Source organism: Lewinella cohaerens DSM 23179 (assembly GCF_000379805.1).
GTDB lineage: Bacteria > Bacteroidota > Bacteroidia > Chitinophagales > Saprospiraceae > Lewinella > Lewinella cohaerens.
Map to the genome: position 1 here is coordinate 137903 of NZ_KB903531.1, position 20178 is coordinate 158080.

Consider the following 20178-nt stretch of genomic DNA (forward strand, 5'->3'; position numbering starts at 1 on the left):
CTTCTATTACCTAACTTTGCCGCATGAATAAGACCACTGTAATTTTACTCCTCTCCATCAGTTTGATTGGAGGACCGCTGATTAGTCAAACTCTCGAAAATCAGGTAAGTACCCTAGAACAAGAAATCGCTCAACTAGACGCTCAGAAAGCGACTTTATTGAGCAAGGTAGAAGATGTGAAACTGCAAATGATTCGTCGCGACCTAAAGGCGGTGGGCTTACCTTCTGCGGAGTTCATCGAGCACAGTGCTATGATCTTGGAATACTCCGAGCAGCATGAACAGGCCAAATGGGTAGCACACATCATCACCGCTGACGTTATTGACGGCAATGTGTTTCGGACCAATGATTTTCGGGAAGACCCACTGATCACCACCGGGACAGCTACGGAGGTTGATTATTTCCTAAAATATTTACAGCCCGACAGTACGTATAAATACGATGGTTTTGGCTACGACCGCGGCCACCTGGCACCATCTGCCGATTTTCGTTGGTCGCAAACGGCCTTGTCGGAATCTTACTTTTACAGTAATATGTCGCCTCAGCTTCCCGACTTCAACCGCGAAGGATGGGCCGAATTGGAGGGGTTGCTCCGCCGCTACATTGTCGATCATCCGGAGACACAACTCTACGTTGTGACGGGGCCGCTACTGGATGACAACCTTCCTGTGATTGAACGCAGCGTCAATAAAATATCGATTCCGCGGGAATACTTCAAAGTAGTGCTGAACCTAAAGACAGGCGATGCCATTGGTTTCTTGATGCCCAATGCGACCATTACCCAACCTATTTCTGAATACGCAAAATCCATTGATGAGATCGAAGCCCTGACCGGATTGGATTTCTTTTCGCTCATCGAACAAGAAGAAATTATCGAGAGCCATGTCCACCTGGAGCATTGGTTTTCAGACCTTCCCCAAGGTGATGTTGACCCCATCTACCCTCCTAGCCTACCGCGTGGCCATTTCAACACCGAACAGGCCAAACAATACATGGGCGAAAACAAGACCATTACGGTGGTGGGTAAAGTGGTGGGCAGCCGCTACAGCCGCTCTGGCAATCTGTGGTTTAATCTAGACAAGCAGTTTCCGAACCAGACTTTTTCGGTCTTCATTCGCAAAGACGACCTCGTCAATTTTGAGGGCGACCCCAAGGAATTCTTTGATGGGCAGGTGATCAGTGTCACTGGCGTCATCCAGGATTTCAGTGGTGTTCCAACGGTGAATGTGGAGAAGAGTGGGCGGATTCTGGTGTTTGAGAAATAGGAGGAGTGTGTGCAGGGTGCGGAAAATTCTCTCGAATTTTAGTGCGAGGTGCGATTTTGGATGCGGGGTGCGAGGTGCGAGGTGCGAGGTGCGAGGTGCGAGGTGCGAGGTGCGGAAAACAAACAACTTTTACACCCTTACACCTACCCAACCTTTACACCTTTTTGAGTGCGAGATGCAAAGTCACATCTTAATACGCTCGCCATTTTCGGCTCTGAGCCTTGCTCCATAATGAACATACCAATGAAGATGTTTGCTGGATTGGTAACTTCCTATGTTTGATGAGATTCGGCAACCGCCATAGTTCTCTTCAAACATTTTAGTGACCAACCTGATGGCTTCGAAAAAGTCAAAGTTCAGTTTTGCTGTATTTGGATAGCTTGAAAGAGAATCAATGTGTGCTTTAGAAATAATTACAACGTGCTTTTCCCAGAACGGATCAGTGTGATAAAAAGCCATAACCTCATCTGTTTCAAAAATGATCTCTACCTTGACTTTACCAGGGATTACCTGTTCACAATAAAAGTCATTCATATTTTTCGAACTTAGCATAATATAATGTTAGCAAAGCGAAAGCAAAAAATGGAGCCGAAAAAATGATATTGAGGAAGCCTAAGTCAAAGTAAGATATCAAAACACTGAATAAAAAGCCAAAAGGCACTATACCAATCAACCAAAAAACCTGAATCTTAACAAAGTCGCATTTTATTAATTCACGGCAACCTTGACAAGCCCATTTAGATAAGCCGCCGTAGGACATTACATATTGCCTTACGAATTGCCCAAATGGAAATTGATGACCGCATTCAGGACAAGTACGAGGTCCTGTATATTTTTCAACTTCATCAAGTATATCGTTACTCATTGTTGTTTTTGATGCTAACAAGTTCTATACGCAACTTATGATTCTCTCTGTTATCCATACACTTTGCAGAGCAAACCACTGAATATCAAAAAATCACAAGAAAACACCTCCTCTAAAACACCACCAGTTTCCCAAAATAATACCCTCCATCCCCTGAAGCCCTTACCAGGTAAGTTCCCACAATCAATTGTGATATATCCAATCGCCAAGTGCCTTGCGTCTTCTTATATGCAGGAACATTTACTTGCTGCCCAGCGAGATTAAACACTTGAAAAACGAGTGATACACTCCCCGTTGCAGGAATCATCACATTGATCTCCCCCCGGGCCGGGTTAGGAAAAACCTTCAAAGCATTGACTGCCGCCGGCCCTGTGGTATTCGTTGCCCCCACCAGCACCGATTCCGTGTACTGACAACCGGCAGCATCCGTAATTTGCAACTCATAGGTGCCCGCTGGCAAATCCGTGAGCACAGCCCCACTCGCTCCATTGCTCCAGCTGTAAACGAAAGGAGGCGTGCCGCCGCTCACCGCGACAACAACCGAAAAGAGACCATCATTTTGCATCATGATCTCGGTGGTAAAACCTAGCGGCGCCGATTCATTGACCATAAAAGAACGGAAAACATTGCAATCGGCGCCTGCGGATATATTGACTTCATAAACGCCCATCGACAAGTTGCTAAGGGCGGCAGTTGTAGCGCCATTTGTCCAATCATAAACATAGGGTTGCTCGCCGCCAGTGAGTTGCAAGCTGATCGCTCCATCACTGGCTCCAAAACAGGAAATATCCGTCACCACGGCATCCACCACTAAAGGTGGACGGTATTCAACAAGGACTTCTTCCTCGGTAACGCAGCCGTTGGGGTCTGTAAAAGTCAGGGCGTAATTACCTGCATTGAGGTTGAACAATTGGGACGCGGTAGACCCTGTACCCCAACTGTACATATAGTCCTCCACATCACCGGGAGGGTTGGATCGAATCCGTACACTGTCGTCGCCACAGCCATAAACAATGGAGAGTTCGGGGTCGGTAGCATCGGGTATAGTTAGCGTTTCTGTAACCGTTTCCTGGCAGCCACCGGGGTGTGTAATGGTCACTGAATAGGTTGCTGCCGACAAGCCTTCAATACTCGCCGTGGTAGCATTGTTGTAATCCCATTGGTAAGCAATGTTTTCCAAATCTATGGTAACAACACTGATCATACCATCGTTGTTATTGGCACACGAAGGTTGGGTAACCATGGTTTCAAGTAGTAAGCCCGGAGCTTCAATAGCGATGTTTTCCAAAGAAGCTGTACAGCCATTATCATCCGTGACCAATAACGAATATTCACCGAAAGGTAAATTGTCCAGGTCTTCGGTTTCTTCCTCATTGGACCACTGAAAAGTATAACCTGGCGTACCACCGCTTATGCTGAGGTCAATCGCTCCGTCGGCAGCGCCAAGGCAGCTGGCATTGGTCACCGTCGTTGTCGTTAATAGTTCCGTAGGTTCAACAATTATAAAATTAGCCATTAGCGTATCCAGATCGCTATCAAACACCAGTAGCTCGTAATTGCCCGGCGAGAGGTCTTCGATCGTGCTTAGACCTTCTGTATTGTTCCAAAAGTAGCGATACGGAGCAAGGCCTCCCGTAAGCTGAACGCTAGCAGCACCATCATTGGCACCAAAGCAAGTCACCTGATCAACCGTAAGGCTTTCAATTGCTAAACCAGGCCGTAGCGTGATGAAACCATCATCAAGCATGGGTGCAAACTCGTTGAAGTTACCATTATCTAGTTGCACCACTTGTGGCACCGTTGGCACGGAAGTAAACACCACATGATTCGTGTCAGCTGGCGTATCTCCCGCTGAGAAGTACATGGTGAAAGGTGCAGCTCCGTCAGCCAGTGTAACACCTTCCAGCGAAGCATCAAACCAAATAAAACGTAGCGTTCCAGCAAGGCTATCCACATTGAACGAAAAAGGCGCCAAGTCTGGCAATTGATAAGCACCAACACTATCAAGCACTAAAGCCTCTGACGACCAGCTAAGGGTTAATTGCAACCCGACAATGTCCGTAAAGTCAGTGACCGTCAATGGATAGGCTACATTTGTATTTCCCAACTCGGTTTCTGGTAGCAAAAGTGTCGGCAATGTCTGGGCTTGCAAGCTGCTCAGTGCTCCCAACAGGCATAAGCCCCAAATGATAAAAAACTTTCTCATGATGATGGCTTAGCGGTTGTGAATTAGTTTACCCGTGTGAGTGCTGGTTGGCGTTTGCAATTGGAAGAAATACAAGCCAGCGCCGGGTAATCTCTCCGACGGAACTTCCCAAGACTGCACTCCTGGAAGTAACTCTCGGTTGGATTGCCAAATGAGTGCTCCTCCGGGGCTTAGAATCTTCAAAGTTGCTGATTCCTGTTGCGTGCTGGTAAGCGTGAGCGTACATTTTTCCCGGAAGGGTAAAGGATAGCAAGTGCTCACTTCCAGTGGTTCAAAACCGGCTTTGGCAGGCACAAAAACCAAGTCATTGACGATCGCCTCCCTCCCCTGTTCGTCGGAGAGGAGATTGCCTTTGACAGCCAGCCTCAACGTTTTGCTTAGCTGCCCTTTGCGAAGCGCTTTCATCCTGAGCTGTAGCTGTGGCTCCGAAGTAGCTTGACGTGCTTTTGCTGGATCATCGTCGTACCAAATCACTCGTAGTAAGTGCTTATCGCGATGGTATTGATCCGTAGACAAAGGGCTCCCATCCTGGCCAATGACCTCCAATAGCTCGAATTCTTCCGCGGGAAGGTAGAAGGCGAACTGCCAGCCAGCGGGTGTTTGCCCATCAGCGAAAGACAGCCGAATATTGAGTAGCTCTCCAGCAGCGTATTTCTGATCAATAGTTTGCAAAGCTACAGGAGAACCGCCCTGAACAGCAAGGATCACATCTTCATTGACATCCCCTACTTTGATTCCTACAAAATCGCCATTCGTTATATCCGTTGTCAAATCAGTAAAGCGCAGTGCTTCAGGAAAATCCTCCTCCAATGGTGCCAATGGATTGAGGAAATCATAATCGGAAGGTACAAATCGCCACGATTCGTTGTTTGGAAATGTATCCAAAAATCCAATCACCAAGCGTTGCAAAGTGATCAGGTCCAGCACCGTTACAATATCATCACCCGTTGCATCTGCCGCAATAATCTTGTAAGGGGAATTCAAATCCTGGAAACCGATAATGTGTGCTCGAATAAGGACAATATCCCCCACTGTAACGCCAGCTGAATGCTCAATATCACGATGAGGTTCAATCAAGTAATCCTGGTCGGCAGGCAGTTCAGTGAACGTATAGACTCCATCCGTAGCAGTGGTAAACACCTGTCCATCAGGATTGCCTACTTCTGCATTACTTACCGGCAAATTGTACTCCGTCAAAAGGGTACCGCTAATATTTACCGTGGCGCGCACACAGAAGGTGCCACTAATGGTAGCCGGCACAAAACTATTGTCTAGTCCTTCTACCGCAGAGATCGCCGTAGGGATATTGCTAAAGCTAAAAATGCTACAATCGCCGGGTTCGCCATTCAGGCGCACCTTGACCCAAAAGATGATCGTATCATCAGGTAGATCAAGCGGTGGTGCACCAAGCGCAATATTCCAGATCACCCGGAAGATATCATTGGCTGGATTGACGCTAACACCCGTCAGCGCTGGGCTGGGTACAAATTCTACGAAAGTGCCCTGATCAGGCTCAGGAATGACCATCGTAAACTGGAAGCCACTGATATTATTGAAGTTCTCTACCGTTACCGGAATCATCACGGTATCGCCTTCTCCGCCAGCAGCATCACCACCAATAAAGGTAAGCAAGTCTGTAGGTAGTGTTCCTATGATATCGTCGCAGTCTTCGTCCACATTATTGCCAGGAATCTCCTCTGCTCCAGGGTTGATATCTGGGTTCATGTCATCACAATCAACGGTCGAGGAATAGCCATCACCATCCTGGTCTTCATCACCGTTGGTACAGCCATTGCTCGTTATCATCGTAGACAAATCAGTAAATGGCAAATTATCTCCATTACCATCAACAACAGCAGCTTGCGTATTGGGCGAGGACTGAATACTCACTGTCGTCGTGGTATTTGTCAGCTTTTCAAAACAAATGGTGAAGAGATTTTCCTGAGGATCGAGGGCCTCAGATACACCCGCTACCATCCAATTTACAGCAACCTCCCCTCCCGCTGGGGTTGTGAAACTCGCATTAGAAAAACCAGGGAGGTTAGGCGTAACATTTATTATTTCATTTAGGCTTAAAGCCGAAGGGTCAAATAAAACGGGGAAGCTAAACGCTGAGATATTTGTGAAGTTGCTCGCCGTCACATCCAGGCAGAAGGTTTCTCCCTCACAAGCATTAGCCGCTGATATCGCCAGACCAAAGGTTCCCGGTTCGGGGACAATGATCGTGACGGTGCCGTCTTGTTGAAGGAATTCTACCTGTTCTTCATCGGCATCAATGAGCTCTATCGAAGTTGGTGTTCCTGAGAAAATCACTTGGGTCGTCGTCGTTCCTGTAGCTGTAAAGCACAGTTCCAGCAAAGTGGAATTATCGGCCATACTTGCGCCGGTTATCAGCGGGTCCGTCCAGGTAAATGTGAGATTACCCGGTGAAGGGTTGCCTACATTCCCTGCCCCAAACCCGACAAGCTGCGTCGTAAAGTTTTGAGCCCCGGTGTAGCTGAGTACACTTGCATCGTAGTTGACACTGAACTGCATCCCTAACATGTTATCAAAATCGGTAACCGTTATCGGCAAACAGAAGCTTTCGCCTTGATTAACTTCTTCATCTCCAAGAATAAAGGTCGCTTGCCCACCACCAGTATTAGGATCTATGATCGTTACCTGACCGTTTGCAGCATTGAAATCCAAGCTTATACCTCCTACTGCTGATATTTCCGCAGCGAGCGGCAGGTCTTCACGAAATGCAAAGGTTGTAGTACCTTCCGCAACAGCAAGAAACGTAACGCTGAACAAGCCCGCATCATCAAGGCTGACGCCATCACCTGTTGGGTCAAACCAGCTAAAGGAGAGTTGCCCTGCCGGACCACCGGTAAGTGGGGTAATAATATTCGAGGAACTCAACCCCGGCAAATCATTGATAATAGAGATAGACTGAAAAGTCATTAAGTCACTATCCCAAGTCATTGGAAACTGAATACTCGTCACATCCACCAGGTCATTTACGGCCACCGTCAGGGTAAGCGTATTACCAACATCCCTAGTTATCGTTGTAGGCGCTACATAAAACATTGGAGAAATAACAGGGTCACAGTTGAGTATAACACTATTTTCTGCGGTGCAGCCTTCCGCATCCATCACAGTCACGGAATAGGCCCCCGCTGCTAAACCAGATAGTGTGGAAAAGTCTTGAAAACCATTACCAAAATCATAGGTATAAGGCGGCGTACCACCGTTTGGCGTAGCAGAAACAGATCCATTGTTGAGGCCGCAATCTGGGTTGGTGCCGACCACAACTATGTTTAGATCACAAGTTGTACTGCATTCTTCGATGGTGAAGGTGATGCTGGTGACGAATTGATCATTAATCAACAATTCAACAGTATAACTCCCTGATGCTAGTGGTGTATCCACAGCCGTTCCAGACCAATCAGCGCCGGGGCTCGTACATGGTGGGAAATTTATAAAGGTTTGTACATTAGCCGTAAACACATTACCCTGCCGAGAATAGTTTATTCCTGAAAAACCGGTACATGAACTTGCAAACGTACCACTGACTTGGTAAACAAAATCTGAGCAATCATCAAGATCACTAATAATCGTAATATCTCCACTGAGGCAATCTGGATATCCCTCCGACAACAGTACGGCATAAGATTCTACAACACATCCCTTATCGTCGGTTACACCCAGGTTATAGACTCCTTCCGTGAGGTTGGTAAACAAGCCTGTGCTGTTGACCTGCTCTCCCAATTGATAAACAAATGGTGGCGCTCCGCTTTGAATGGAAATGGACACTTGACCGTTGTCGCCCCCGCAATCCGGCAAGGTCGTATTGACGGAAATCGCCAGATCGCAGTAACAATCGGGCAGATCGTCACCACAAGACCAGATAAGTTCTGTATTAGTAAAGCCTTCCAAGATTGCCCCTTGTGGAGGGAAGAAATCACAGGTAAACCCAAGCACTGCACCTGAACATTGATCTACAGCCACACCATCAAGATTGTAGGCGGTCTCCGTATAACTATTATTGAACGGGTAAGAACAGTAATCGTAGACTACAACAAAGACTTCACCTTGATAGCTGCCAAGCGAAATGATTTGTCCACATTCCCCCCCTGCTTCATCTGTACCGCAAACACCGAAATCATCAACGATAGCTCTCAACCAAGGCAGGCAAAGGACATTATCAATAGGTGGGAAACACGCGCCGCTGGTGTAGTCGAAAATGCCAGCACATTCGGCATAGCAGCTATTGGAGTAAGTATTCCCATCACTGCCGCAAACCGGGTCGTAAAGTGCTTCACAAATACATAGTTCTTCGCAAATACCGGGCGTCCAGTTTACACCAGCACATTCGGCATAGCAGGCATTTTGATAGGTGAGACCATCACTGCCACAGACAGGGTCATAAATAGCGGGGCAGTCGCAAACTTGTTCACAAGCGCCTGGTGTCCAATCTACATTGGCACATTCGGCCACGCAACTGTTGTAATAAGTAATTCCATCGCTACCGCAAACGGGATCATAGAGCGCCGGACAATTACATTCTTCGGTGCAAGCTCCATCTGATGCTACTTCTACACCTGCGCACGCAGCGTAACAAGCATTGGAGTAAGTGATGCCATCAACCCCGCAAACAGGATCATAGAGCGCTTCACAGATACACGGTTCATTACAAACACCTGACGTGTATTCCGTAATCCCTGCACATTCGGCGTAGCAGCTATTGGAGTAAGTGTTGCCATCACTGCCACAAACGGGATCGTAAATCGCGTCGCAAATGCAAGGATTATCACACGGCCCTGGCTCCCAGTCTACGCCGGCACATTCGGCTACGCAGGCATTAGAGTACGTAATCCCGTCACTACCGCAAACAGGGTCATAAACGTGAGGACAAACACAAAGTGCTTCACATTCCCCAGGCACCCAATCTACACCAGCGCATTCTGCTGCACAGGCGTTAGGGTAAGTGATGCCATCGCTCCCGCAAACGGGATCATAATTGAGTGGACAGATACAATCGGCGAAACACTCACCCGGTTCGTACTCCGTAATACCGGCACATTCAGCACTACAGGCATTAGGATAGGTGACGCCATCGGAGCCACAGACAGGATTGTAATCAGCGGGGCAAATACAAGGCTCGTCATCACAGGGCCCGAAGGTATAACCAACACCAGCACACATCGCTTCGCAAGGATTAGCATATTCATTGCCATCAGTACCACATACCGGATTATCGTCCGGCGGACAGGCTTCGACCGTGATCTGGGTACTGATACTGGCGGTACAATTGTTGGCATCCGTCACCGTTACCGAATAAAAACCAGCAGCTAGACCACCAGGATCTTGAGTGTTCCCTTGGTTCGGCTGCCAACTGTAGTTATAAGGAGGCGTGCCTCCACTAACCTCTAAATTGATAAAGCCCGTATTTTCACTACACAATGTCGAAAACGGCGTAATGGATAATGACAAATCACTTCCCGCACCCTGAAGCGTAACTACAGTCGTTTCTTCACAATCCGCATTATCTCGAACGGTTATAAAATAGGTCCCAGCTGCTAAATTGGTAAAGAAATTGTTAGACGTAAAAGCTCCGCCGATGCTGTATTGATAAGACGGCGTACCACCGCTTACATTGATTTGGATGCTTCCATTATTGAGGCCACAGCTAGGGTTGGTTCTATTGGTAGAAATACTCAAATCACAACCCACACAAGGAGGAATCGGATCATCACAAGACCAGATCAGGGCTTGATCTTGTAACGCATTGACAATAGCGCCCATCGCAGGGCCATTACTACAATCAACCCCTCCGTTAACTAGATTCTCTATACAACCATCAACGGGCGTGCCTTCGCAATCATATACAATGTCAATATCTACAGTAGGAATCCCTATCGTTTCCACAAGTTGATTAACGTAAATGTAATCTTGCCCATTAGCAGTAGCAGTGTACACATCAAAATGAACCACTGTCGTACTGGTTTCATCACAACTCTCTTGGAATTGATTCAACAAACCCGGCAACCACTCCAAACAAAAAGGATCATTGATATTACAAAACGCAGAAGGCGCACAGTCCTCCCCCGTCAAGCAATTCGCGCTGTTGTAGTTATTGAGTATAACATTTCGCACCTGTGCATGAAAACCCAGGCTAAAGTTCACACCAATGCCCGTCATACGCTGACAGTAGCTCATAAGCGTTCCTCCATTGGTGGGTAAGATCGGGCTATTGCTATTATAGCAATCAGGAAAGGTATAATCAGGGTTCGGGTTTTGCTCAAAGTAAACGCTTGCACAGTCGTCGATTTGGGTGTCGTTGCCATTCCAAACACAGGCATGGGTGTGTTGTGCACCGAGGTTATGGGCCAATTCGTGAGCCATAACGTGTAGGTTATTCGAATAATTGGGAAAAGGAGCTGGATTCGCCTCCAAACGAGTGCCCATGCTGTAAGGGCCATTGGCCCAGGTGCCATCAGTAGAATAAGTTCGGCAAACGACATCGTCACCAAAAATTGCTAAACCATAATACAACGGGTGAATGGTACGGGTAGTCAGCAATTGAGCCAAGCGACCATTATAATTATCCTGCCGAACGTCGGCGTAATTGGAAAGAAACTGGATAAACCCCGTTAGCGTATTTGGTGTATCCGTGTAGGGGTCAGGTGAATTCCAGACTAGGATTTCAGAAATATTTAGCGGAATACCAGCCTGCTCAAAGAGGATTTGCATCTCATTGAACGTACCCGTCACAAACTGTTCGGTAGCACTTACACTACTGCCATTGTCTTGGTAGGTTTTAAAATCACATTCGAAGAAAACATCCAGGCAATCGCCGAAAAAAGAGGCTTCAGTTTCAGGAATTACGGGAGGAGGAATACTGCTTCCACTCCCCTCTTCTTCTTGCACCGCACACACACCATCCAAGGCGCGTAACCAGTTTTTTTCATGGTAAAAAGCATACCGCGTGCCGCCATCTAGTTGGGTAACACGATGATTACCATCCTCATCGGCAAATAAAACGCGTACTTCATTAGGAAAGAAACTCACGGCACAGCGCGAGTTCGGACGGCCCTTCACACTCCCTTGGTAGAATACCTGTTGCTCATTTTCGGGGTAGGTTTCCCCGCTACTTGTATTCAACTGGTAGCCATTCGCAAATAAATCCACCCGGTTCAAATCCAGCTGCAATACTGCGCTCCCATTAGGAATTTCTACCACCAACGTAGCTTGTCGCTCAGCTATAATCTGATCAAGTATCTCCTGCTTTACCTCAAGATATTGCACCTCACTTACAAAACCAGTATGCTGGTTAGGTAAATCCAAGGTTTCAAACGGCTGGAAAGCAAAATCATCACCTCCAATTTCAGGTGTGACCGCCAAAAAATCCTGCTGGCCAACAACTACAGAGAAAAACAGAAAGATTAAGGCGAAGCTACCGAAGAGGCGCCCAATGATGCGTAAGGGTTTCATAATAAGGGTTTAGTACAGCTAAAATTTCTTTGAATGGAAAAATACTAAAGTTCAGGAGAAGGAAGAAAAATAGGAAAGGCTTTCTCAATATTCATACGCCTATTCAAGAGCTTCTTGATCGATCAGGGGCCATGCCTTCGTGCCTCGGCACCGGGCTGTTCACTAGCGTTACCATCCCATTGTCCTTGCGCCATCCTGGCCCCGAGCTTCGGCCTATTGGCCTGCGCACTAGCATGGCTTACGCTACCACTGTAGCGTTAGACTACTTCATTTTAAAAAAGCACTCATATGTTCTTCTATGAACTTATATGGTTCACCCCCCCCTGTTCGGCATTCGTTATACCTGTTCAGCGTCGGTTGTACCTACACTACCACTTCCCGAAAAAAAACCAGCCCTTTGCCATTGCGCATACCAAACCGGCCAAATTTCCGCTAAGCCCTTGGCATCATAACCATACTTTTCAGAGAGCCACCGAAGGGCTTGAGGCACCCCCTGACCATCCGCCAATGCTTGCAAAAGGAGATACTGCTCTGGATGCAAATCAAAGAAAGTCAGTTTGTAATCACGGCGCAAAATGGCACAGTAGCTTGGCTGGGCTTCAGGAAGATGGGGTTGTTCTCCTTTGGCCACCGCCTGATAAAACCAACGCACCGGAAACTTGGTCGCCAATAGGCGGATGCCTGGAACGAGGGAGAGCCGTTCTAGTGGCGTAGTCATGGTCGCCATTGGGTCTTCATGCTCAACATCAGCATTAAAAAGGTGGTTGATCAGCCATTCAAAGCGGGCAAGCTCTATCATAAAGTCAGGCCAGTCTTCTTTGATGAGTTCATCTCGATCAGGGCGACTTTCCTCCAGGTAGGTCATAAAACGATCTCCGAGGTTAGCGAGGCTGTAGCTTTCTGATGGGTACTTCCGTAAGTATTCATCAGCGAAAGCCTGAAATAAATCAGGACTCAAGGCATACTCCAAGGCCGTAAACTGCTTTGCCAAACAGTCGCGTAAACGGGCCGTATAACCTTGCTGATAAATCGCCAAATGCTGCCTTGCCGGTAACCGGCTCGAAGGCTTAAAAACTTCCTCAATCGAAACACTCCTCCCCTCGCCTATTTTGGCGGCGGCATAACCTGGCTGAAGCAGCATCTGCAACATCCATTTTTGAAAATCCGCTAAAGAGAGTTTCGAGTTCGCCACAGTTTAAGCTTCTTTCATTAAGTTAGTCATAAGAAAATCTACAGGGTTAGATACTTCTGCCGCATCATTGGGTGCCTCTTCTTGCATTTGCGGCTTGGAAAAGGAAGACGACATAAAGTCTTTGGCCTTCATCAGTTCAGCATAATAATCATCGAAGGGCGGAATGTTTCCATCCCACTCCAGCAAGGTCGAAACACCCTCGGTCTTTTGCCACGCTAGTTGAAAGAGTTGCCAGACGTTATTGGTCACCTCCCGGTCGTGGGTATCAATGATGTAATTCCCACAGTGCTGATGTCCGGCCAGGTGCATCTGTACAATGCGCTCATGCGGCAGCTGTTCGATATAGTGAACGGGATCAAAATCATTGTTAAAGGCAGAGACATAGACGTTGTTTACATCCAACAATAAACCGCAGTTGGTTTCCTCGGCCATTGCTTTCAAGAATGCCCATTCCGGTATGGTAGAATGCTGAAAACTGGCGTAAGTGCTGGGGTTTTCCAGTACCAGCGGCCGCTCCAGGTAATCCTGCACTATCCGGACGCGTTCGCACACATGCGCCAAAGACTCTTCATTGAGCGGCAGCGGCAGCAGGTCATGGGAATTGATAGACAATACGCCCGTCCAGCAAAGATGATCACTCACCCAGGCAGGTTTCACCTCATCAGCAAGGGTCTTCAAGCTTTTCAGGTAATCAAAATCCAACGGGTCGGTACTTCCTATCGACATCGACACTCCGTGCATCACTACCGGATAGCGTTCAACAATCTGCTTCAACAGATACCGAGGCCGGCCGTAAGCATCCATAAAATTCTCGGAGATCACCTCAAACCAATCCACCGCTGGTTCATGTTCCAGAATATGGTCAAAATGCTTGCTTCGCAGACCGAGGCCCAAGCCGAGATCTGGCAGATGGAGAAGATTACTGCTCATTATTACTTTTTCACACAGGCCTCATCCGAATAATGAGCCTTGCTGCTGTTTTTCATAAAAGCTTCTCTGTTAGCTTTCTTCTCTGCATCTTTCACCTTTGGATCAAAAGCGAAGGAACAATAATGAGAACCACTCTGCCCGCAAGATTCATACTGGTATTGCCCAATTTTAGCAGCAAACTCAGCCGTGGGGCCGTAAGCTTGCTTAGGCGGAGGTGATCCGTATTTTTTTCCGGCCTTACTCATGCGCTCTTCAAAACGTTTTCGTGCCAATTGCCAAACGCTCAGCCCTTGGTTGGGACCATCGACAAAATAGCGGGTAGCCAAAATGGGAGAGCCGCAACTACCCTGGTATTTACAATCGTTCTCACCAGGATGACAAAATTCGGGCGCGGTGCCAAACAAGCCGCATCCACCCTGCCCACGACAGTCATTGACGGTATGGCAAGCGTGAACGATGGTAGCACATAAACCCATTCCGGCACAGTCGTTTTTCTTGGTAAAACCTTGGTTTTTGCAAGCGTTCAGTCCCATGCATACGTGCAACTCAGGGCCAACTGGGCTAGGAATATCCGTTATTTGTGCCTGCCTGCGCTTGTTGGGCTCAGGTGCAATGGTGTGTTTTTTATCAGAATGATCCATCTTAGTAATAATTGACGAGTTATCAGAATCGGGTTGAGTTAAGTTAAGCATGAGCCGTTGGGAACGCGTTACCTTTTATCCCCAGGTCTTTATCAATGTCTTTGACATTGTAATCAAGATCAATATCCGGCAGTGCCATAAAAGCAGCACTGCTTTTGTTGCCTTTACTAAGCCACCCTTCTACCGTCCATACTTTAGAAAGCTGATCGGCCAACTCAATGATTTGGGCTTTGGGCCGCATCTTAGGCTTCGCTGCAAAATCATAGAACTCGAACGTCAGCGCAGCAGAATACGTTTTGCCTTTTTTCTGGTAAAGGATATTCGAGATATTACCACCAAAATGACTCAGCAGCCAAATCATCGCCTTGTGTACACCGTACATAAAAATCTGAAACTGTGTTTTCGTACTTTTCGTCCGATAGCAAGTTTCTATCATCAAAAGGATATAGGTAAAGATCGCATTGCCAAGCTCTGACTCCAGTTTTAAAGCAGCAACAGCATTATCGCCCTTCTTGGGGTCTTTAATACTCGGTTTAGCGTTAGGGCTGTCATAATCTGCCTGCTTGGGGTCAAGATCTTGATTATGCACAAAGAGCGAGAAAAAGTCGAGGCCATAGCCTGCTAGCATTTCTTGATAATAATATCCTAAGCTATACGCTTCGTAAAATTTATCAAAGTGAGCCAACTCTTTGCCGCTAGGGTCATCAGCATCTCCTTTATCCATTACCACCTTACCATCTATTACGGGTAGCGGGATGGGCATACCTGCTGCATCCAGTTGTAGTTTATTACCATCCTGGTTACCTTCACCTTGCTCTACAATGATACCCAGTGCAGCCAATGCGGTTTCACTGTCTATCACTTCCACCAGTCCACCACTATCATCCTGATTGACGAAATGCGGTTTATGGTCTTTATCGTAATAAGCGGTGTTGATCGAATTAGGAGAATAGACGCCCATTCGTGGATTTGGTGTCAACTGCAAGCGGTCTCCCAAATCGTAAGCACCAGAAAAGTGATTCTTTATACAGTCTTCAATCATCGTGTAAAACTGCCCGATGGTTTGATAATCAATCGCCCTCTCCTCGATCAGTTTTGCTGGCAATTCAAAAGCATTAGGGCTTTCAATCTTCAGGAAGGTCGCCAATTGTTTTAGCGAAAGCGGTCCCAAATTGATCGGGAACTCTGGCTCATGCCCATCCAACTGGGTAGGAAACTTAAAGCCCTCTGAAGCAGCAATGCCCATCAAATTGGGCGGCAAACCACAAATCGCTTGTCTGACATTAGAGGCCAGCGCCAAATGTAGCATCTCTTCAATCAAAACCCCCATAATCAGAGCTGCCGTCTTATTGGCATAAACCATGATCTCCAGGGTAAGGTCTTGTGCCTGCTTTACCTTTCCGGGCATACGCTCCAACAGCTTCTTATAAAGCGTTTGCTGATCCGGAAGTCGCTGAATAGAGTAATACGTAGAAAGGTAAGTGGGAATAGTCGCCAACTCCAACGTGATGGCTTGCTCCATCGCCGCATCAAAGTTACTGGGCATAACGACGGTAGGAATATTAAACAGTTTCTTTTTAGGCATGATATGGGTAGGTTGTAGGTTTGGTTAGGGTGTGGTTTAAAAGTAATCAATCCTAAAGTAGCAGCCAAATATCTGTATAAGATACTCCTACAAAGGAGTAAATACGAAAAAACAAACACCCCCTTCATTTTTCATCACTGATAATGAGTCCGTTACGTTTTTCTAGAAAAAATGTTCGCTTTTTTCTTGCTTAAGAGCAAATAAGCGACGTATATTTGCGTCGCCTTAGGAAACAAGGGCAGTTGGTTCGGTAGCTCAGCTGGTAGAGCAATACACTTTTAATGTATGGGTCCTGGGTTCGAGCCCCAGCCGAGCCACTCTCAAAAAAAGCTTATTCTGATTTTCAGAATAGGCTTTTTTGCTTTTTAGCCATTCCTTTTCTTTCCTCCTGTTTATCAGATTAAAGTTAGGGATGTTATTGTTGTTATTTTTTCCAATCCTTTCCTCAAGCTTTTATTTTAAATTGGCCCCAGCGCAGTTAGAGCGCATTACACTTACCCCTGTATCCATTTACACCATTGAGTTTAAGTACTCTCTGAGTAGTCAAAACATCCCCATTTCTGTCACGGATAAGTAATCTCCGAAAATAAATCATTGCTCAAAAGGTGCCCATTCCTGAAACACCTACCAACCCATCATTAAACAAAAAAATGGACCTTACCCCACCCAAAATCGCAGGCAAAACCTATTTTTTTTTACAGGTGTTGATCCTACTGAGATATTTCTATTCCCAGCAATCAAGGTAAAAATAAATCTTAATCAAACACCCACGCCAAGCCCCCCTTCTTCTCCGGAGCCGGAACTTTCGCCTTAGCGGTAACTTCCCGCTCCGCAGCAGCGTTCCTCACCCCCTTGCAACAAGAATGCCTGCAAACATCTACTCAGACGGCACGGCTAGGTGTCGGTCAAAGTATTCGATTATCTTGCCAAACAGGTAGCGATCGTAATTCCGCTCACGGCTCCATCCATGCGTTGCACCCGGTGCAAACGCAAAGTCGAAGTCCTTGCCCTGTTTAATCAGTTCTTCAGCTAACACGGCCGTCGTCTTGAATGGTACCACATGGTCCTGGATGCCGTGGATAAACAGGAGTTTATCCTCCAGATTCGCTGCATAGTTGAGCGCTTTTCTTTCGAAGATCTCCGGGTGTGTCTGTGGGCTACGAACAATCGCGACGTCGTCCGTACCAAAGAACACCGGGTCAACAGCCGCCGCTGCAGCAACACCCACCTGGAATAAGCCCGGCTTCATCAACAGCGAATAAACGGAGAGTGTGCCACCGTAACTGCTGCCCCAGATACCGATGCGATCGGGATCGACATAAACCTGTGATTCCATGTAGGCAACGGCACTCGCATAATCCTCAATGTCCTGGTCGGCAAAGCCCAGCAAGAACTCTTCACGGAATGCCCGGCCATAACCGTTGCTACCACGTGAATCCACCTGCACGATAACATATCCCTTCTTGGCCAACAGATGCTGTACGAGGCTGTAGTTGCCAGCCCAGCGGTTCCTCGCTGTATTCGAATACACGGGCCCAAACAGCACTGGATACTTCTTACCGGGCTGCATGTTGGCAGGTTTCAGAATCCGGGCATGCAGCGTGTAGTCATCTACAAGACTGGGGAAACTAACGTATTCCGCAGCTGCCCAGGTTCGCTCCGTGAAGGCGGGCAAGGGCGAGTGGGTTACTCGCGTAGCCTCACCACCCTCGCTGCTTACCACGTAAAGCTCGGGCGGTGATGTGTCGTTGCTGTGCATGAACACCAAGTGCCGGCCATCCGGTGAGGGGTAGCCAACGTTCCGGCCCGCAAGACGCGTCACCTGTTCGGGGTCGCCACCGGACCTATTCAGGCGATACACGTGTTGTTCGTACGGGTTAACGCCGTTGCCTGCATAAAACAGTGCATCACCAGCAATACTTGGGGCGGACAGCACATCGTAGGACGGATCGGTCAGGAGCTGCGGACGATCATCCCCAGACGGTGAGGCATCGATCGTATAAAGGCCGTAGCGATCCCCCATATCGCTTAAGAAAACGACCTGCTGCCCATCCGGATGCCAGGTAGATCCAAACGATGTGTACATGCGGCTCTCTCGAACACCTCGCCAAATCTCGCGCACTTGGCTTTCTCCGGGTGCAAGGACGAACAACTTACGTTCAACCGCCGTGTCGGATGCGATATCAACCAGCAGAGCACCGCCTGGTGACCAGTTGAAGTCAATGACCTGGTTGGCTTGCGGGTCTGGCAAATCGGGGTACATAATGTTACCGCTTTCTACATTGAGCAGGCCAACCTTGCGAATCTCGTTTGGATCGCCCGGGTAACCTCGGCGTACCTCGTTAGGATTGGTTTCGGCAGCGAGGTAATCCGGGAACAGCACCTTTCGCATCTCGCGTCGGTCAACGGCGTGAAACGCGATTGTCTTGCCATCCGGGGACCACTTGTACGTTGGCCCGCTCCAGATGCCTGGACCAATTTCACGTTCCGGTCGGCTGTAGCGCCCCTTCCGTAAGCTCGAAAGACTGGCGATGCCGATCTCGGTGAGCTGGCGATTCTGTTTGGAAGGGAAGTCAACAAGCCACAGATCACCGTTCTGTATATACGCCGCTTGGTTGCCGCTTGGCGATAGCGACAGGTTACTTGCTCCTACCTCGACGGGCATAAATTGGAGGTCTTCTCCTTGGCTCAGCGATGTCTGCCATAGGTGGTTACCTCGCAGACTGACAATTGTGTTCGCGTCGATCCAGACAATATCGCGCACTGAGGCGGATGCTGTATCGGAACTGAGGCGTACCTCCTTCCCATCGCTTGTGGATACCCAGAGGCCACGCCCAGGATTTCCTGGTTCACTCCAGGAAAAGGCGAAGTGCTCGCTGTTCGGTGCCCACGCAGGCCGGGACGGGGTTGTTCCCGTCAGTTTTGGCGTTGCGAACAGGTCATCAAGAGTGAGCTCACCTTCCTGTGCTATGACCGTTGCGGGCATCGCCATCAGTAAGCCTGCCACTACCCATGTTTGCCAAAAAGAGATCTGTTGCATGTGTTTGCTTGTTATACGCATTGCATAAACTCGATTATAGTCCTCCAACCCCTTGTCAAAATCAAAAACTGGCCTCCCCTCACCCATAGCGAAGAGAAACACATGTTAATAAGTTCATCCTGCTGACGGGCCCAGCAGTCAAGATAAAAATAAATCTCAATCAAACACCCAAGCCAAGAACCCCTTCTTCTCTGGAGCAGAAACTTTCGCCTTAGCGGTAACCTCCCGCTCCGCCGCAGCGTCCACGCCCGCCAGGTCATACCCACCAGGCGACTTCGCCCACCGCACCAAGTTATCCAGGGTTGGTTCGAGCACCTTGCGATTGGTGTTTTGGGCATCTTGTAAGGTTCCCCGCACCGATTGCACCAATGGCCGTAGCGCAATCCCGATGCGGATGATCTCCGCTTTGGTGATGCGCACCCCGTCTTTGTCCAGGCGCTTGATTTTGCGCTCTACGTAGGCGGTGTAGCTTTTCTGATCTGACTTGGCAGCCAGGGCTTTGAGGTCTTCTTTTACATGCTGCTGGTCCGCCTCGGGCTTTTTGTAGGTGGTACGGATTTGGATAGCGCGAAGCTGGCGGGGCGGAGTGAGTATTTTTTGTAGGGACGGCTAACTTTCCTGTAAAATAACTGGCTAGCTAGAAGAGCCGTTATATTTATGATAGTAAAACAAATGCTTATGAGTACTGTAGAGATCAGAGCCGAAATCCAATCTTATTTAGAACAAGTCAAAGATGAAAGCTTTTTGAAAGTTGTTCATTCAATGCTCGACACATACCTTTAGGAGCAAGAAGACCCAATCGTTAGCTATGATATTGACGGTACTCCAAGAACAGTCTCGCAACTCACTGCTATATTAGATGCTGAGGTGGCAGTAGCAAGAAAAGGAGAGTTTGTTACTATTGAAGACTTCCAAAAACAATCTGCCAAATGGGGCCAACTTACCAAGTAGTTCTTAGAGCTTGCTTGGTATCGAAGA

The 20178-nt window shown here is 47.8% G+C and carries 11 protein-coding genes and 1 tRNA gene; 2 read left to right on the forward strand and 10 right to left on the reverse strand.

The genetic code is table 11. The features are described 5' to 3' along the window. Positions 1 to 23 precede the first annotated feature (23 nt). Entirely contained in the window at positions 24 to 1265 is a 1242-nt protein-coding gene (locus A3EU_RS28900) for a DNA/RNA non-specific endonuclease (RefSeq protein WP_020534156.1), read from the forward strand. 183 nt (positions 1266 to 1448) lie between these two features. Here the strand turns inward: A3EU_RS28900 and A3EU_RS0100525 are convergent, their stop codons facing one another. The 8 genes from A3EU_RS0100525 to A3EU_RS0100560 all read right to left on the reverse strand — a co-directional run bounded on the left by A3EU_RS0100525 (position 1449) and on the right by A3EU_RS0100560 (position 16160). Beyond that, a complete protein-coding gene (locus A3EU_RS0100525) occupies positions 1449 to 1799 on the reverse strand; it encodes an HIT family protein (protein WP_020534157.1) in 351 nt (116 codons plus the stop codon). Further along, entirely contained in the window at positions 1792 to 2130 is a 339-nt protein-coding gene (locus A3EU_RS0100530; protein ID WP_020534158.1) for a hypothetical protein, read from the reverse strand. Before A3EU_RS0100530 ends, A3EU_RS0100525 begins: the two co-directional genes overlap by 8 nt. Before the next feature lie 112 nt (positions 2131 to 2242). Then, on the reverse strand, positions 2243 to 4336 hold the full coding sequence (locus A3EU_RS0100535) for a T9SS type A sorting domain-containing protein (protein ID WP_020534159.1): 2094 nt from the start codon (positions 4334 to 4336) through the stop codon (positions 2243 to 2245). A gap of 9 nt (positions 4337 to 4345) precedes the next feature. Continuing rightward, entirely contained in the window at positions 4346 to 11812 is a 7467-nt protein-coding gene (locus A3EU_RS0100540; protein ID WP_020534160.1) for a Kazal-type serine protease inhibitor domain-containing protein, read from the reverse strand. A gap of 337 nt (positions 11813 to 12149) precedes the next feature. Then, a complete protein-coding gene (locus A3EU_RS28905) occupies positions 12150 to 13004 on the reverse strand; it encodes an HvfC/BufC N-terminal domain-containing protein (protein ID WP_156825599.1) in 855 nt (284 codons plus the stop codon). A 3-nt stretch (positions 13005 to 13007) separates the two neighbouring features. Then, positions 13008 to 13934 (reverse strand): MNIO family bufferin maturase, encoded by a 927-nt coding sequence (gene bufB, locus A3EU_RS0100550; RefSeq protein WP_020534162.1) that lies wholly within the window; start codon positions 13932 to 13934, stop codon positions 13008 to 13010. A gap of 2 nt (positions 13935 to 13936) precedes the next feature. Further along, positions 13937 to 14575 carry a hypothetical protein gene (locus tag A3EU_RS32295; RefSeq protein ID WP_020534163.1) on the reverse strand — a complete coding sequence of 213 codons (639 nt, stop codon included), beginning with the start codon at positions 14573 to 14575 and terminating at the stop codon, positions 13937 to 13939. A 43-nt stretch (positions 14576 to 14618) separates the two neighbouring features. Further along, entirely contained in the window at positions 14619 to 16160 is a 1542-nt protein-coding gene (locus A3EU_RS0100560; RefSeq protein WP_020534164.1) for a ferritin-like domain-containing protein, read from the reverse strand. A gap of 244 nt (positions 16161 to 16404) precedes the next feature. Between A3EU_RS0100560 and A3EU_RS0100565 the strand changes: the two genes are divergently transcribed. Then, positions 16405 to 16477: transfer RNA gene (locus A3EU_RS0100565), tRNA-Lys, on the forward strand. A 560-nt stretch (positions 16478 to 17037) separates the two neighbouring features. Here the strand turns inward: A3EU_RS0100565 and A3EU_RS0100570 are convergent. Both A3EU_RS0100570 and A3EU_RS34105 read right to left on the reverse strand, forming a co-directional pair. Then, positions 17038 to 19221 carry a S9 family peptidase gene (locus A3EU_RS0100570; protein ID WP_211213884.1) on the reverse strand — a complete coding sequence of 728 codons (2184 nt, stop codon included), beginning with the start codon at positions 19219 to 19221 and terminating at the stop codon, positions 17038 to 17040. Between the two features lie 135 nt (positions 19222 to 19356). Then, entirely contained in the window at positions 19357 to 19515 is a 159-nt protein-coding gene (locus A3EU_RS34105; RefSeq protein WP_156825600.1) for a hypothetical protein, read from the reverse strand. Positions 19516 to 20178 lie beyond the last annotated feature (663 nt).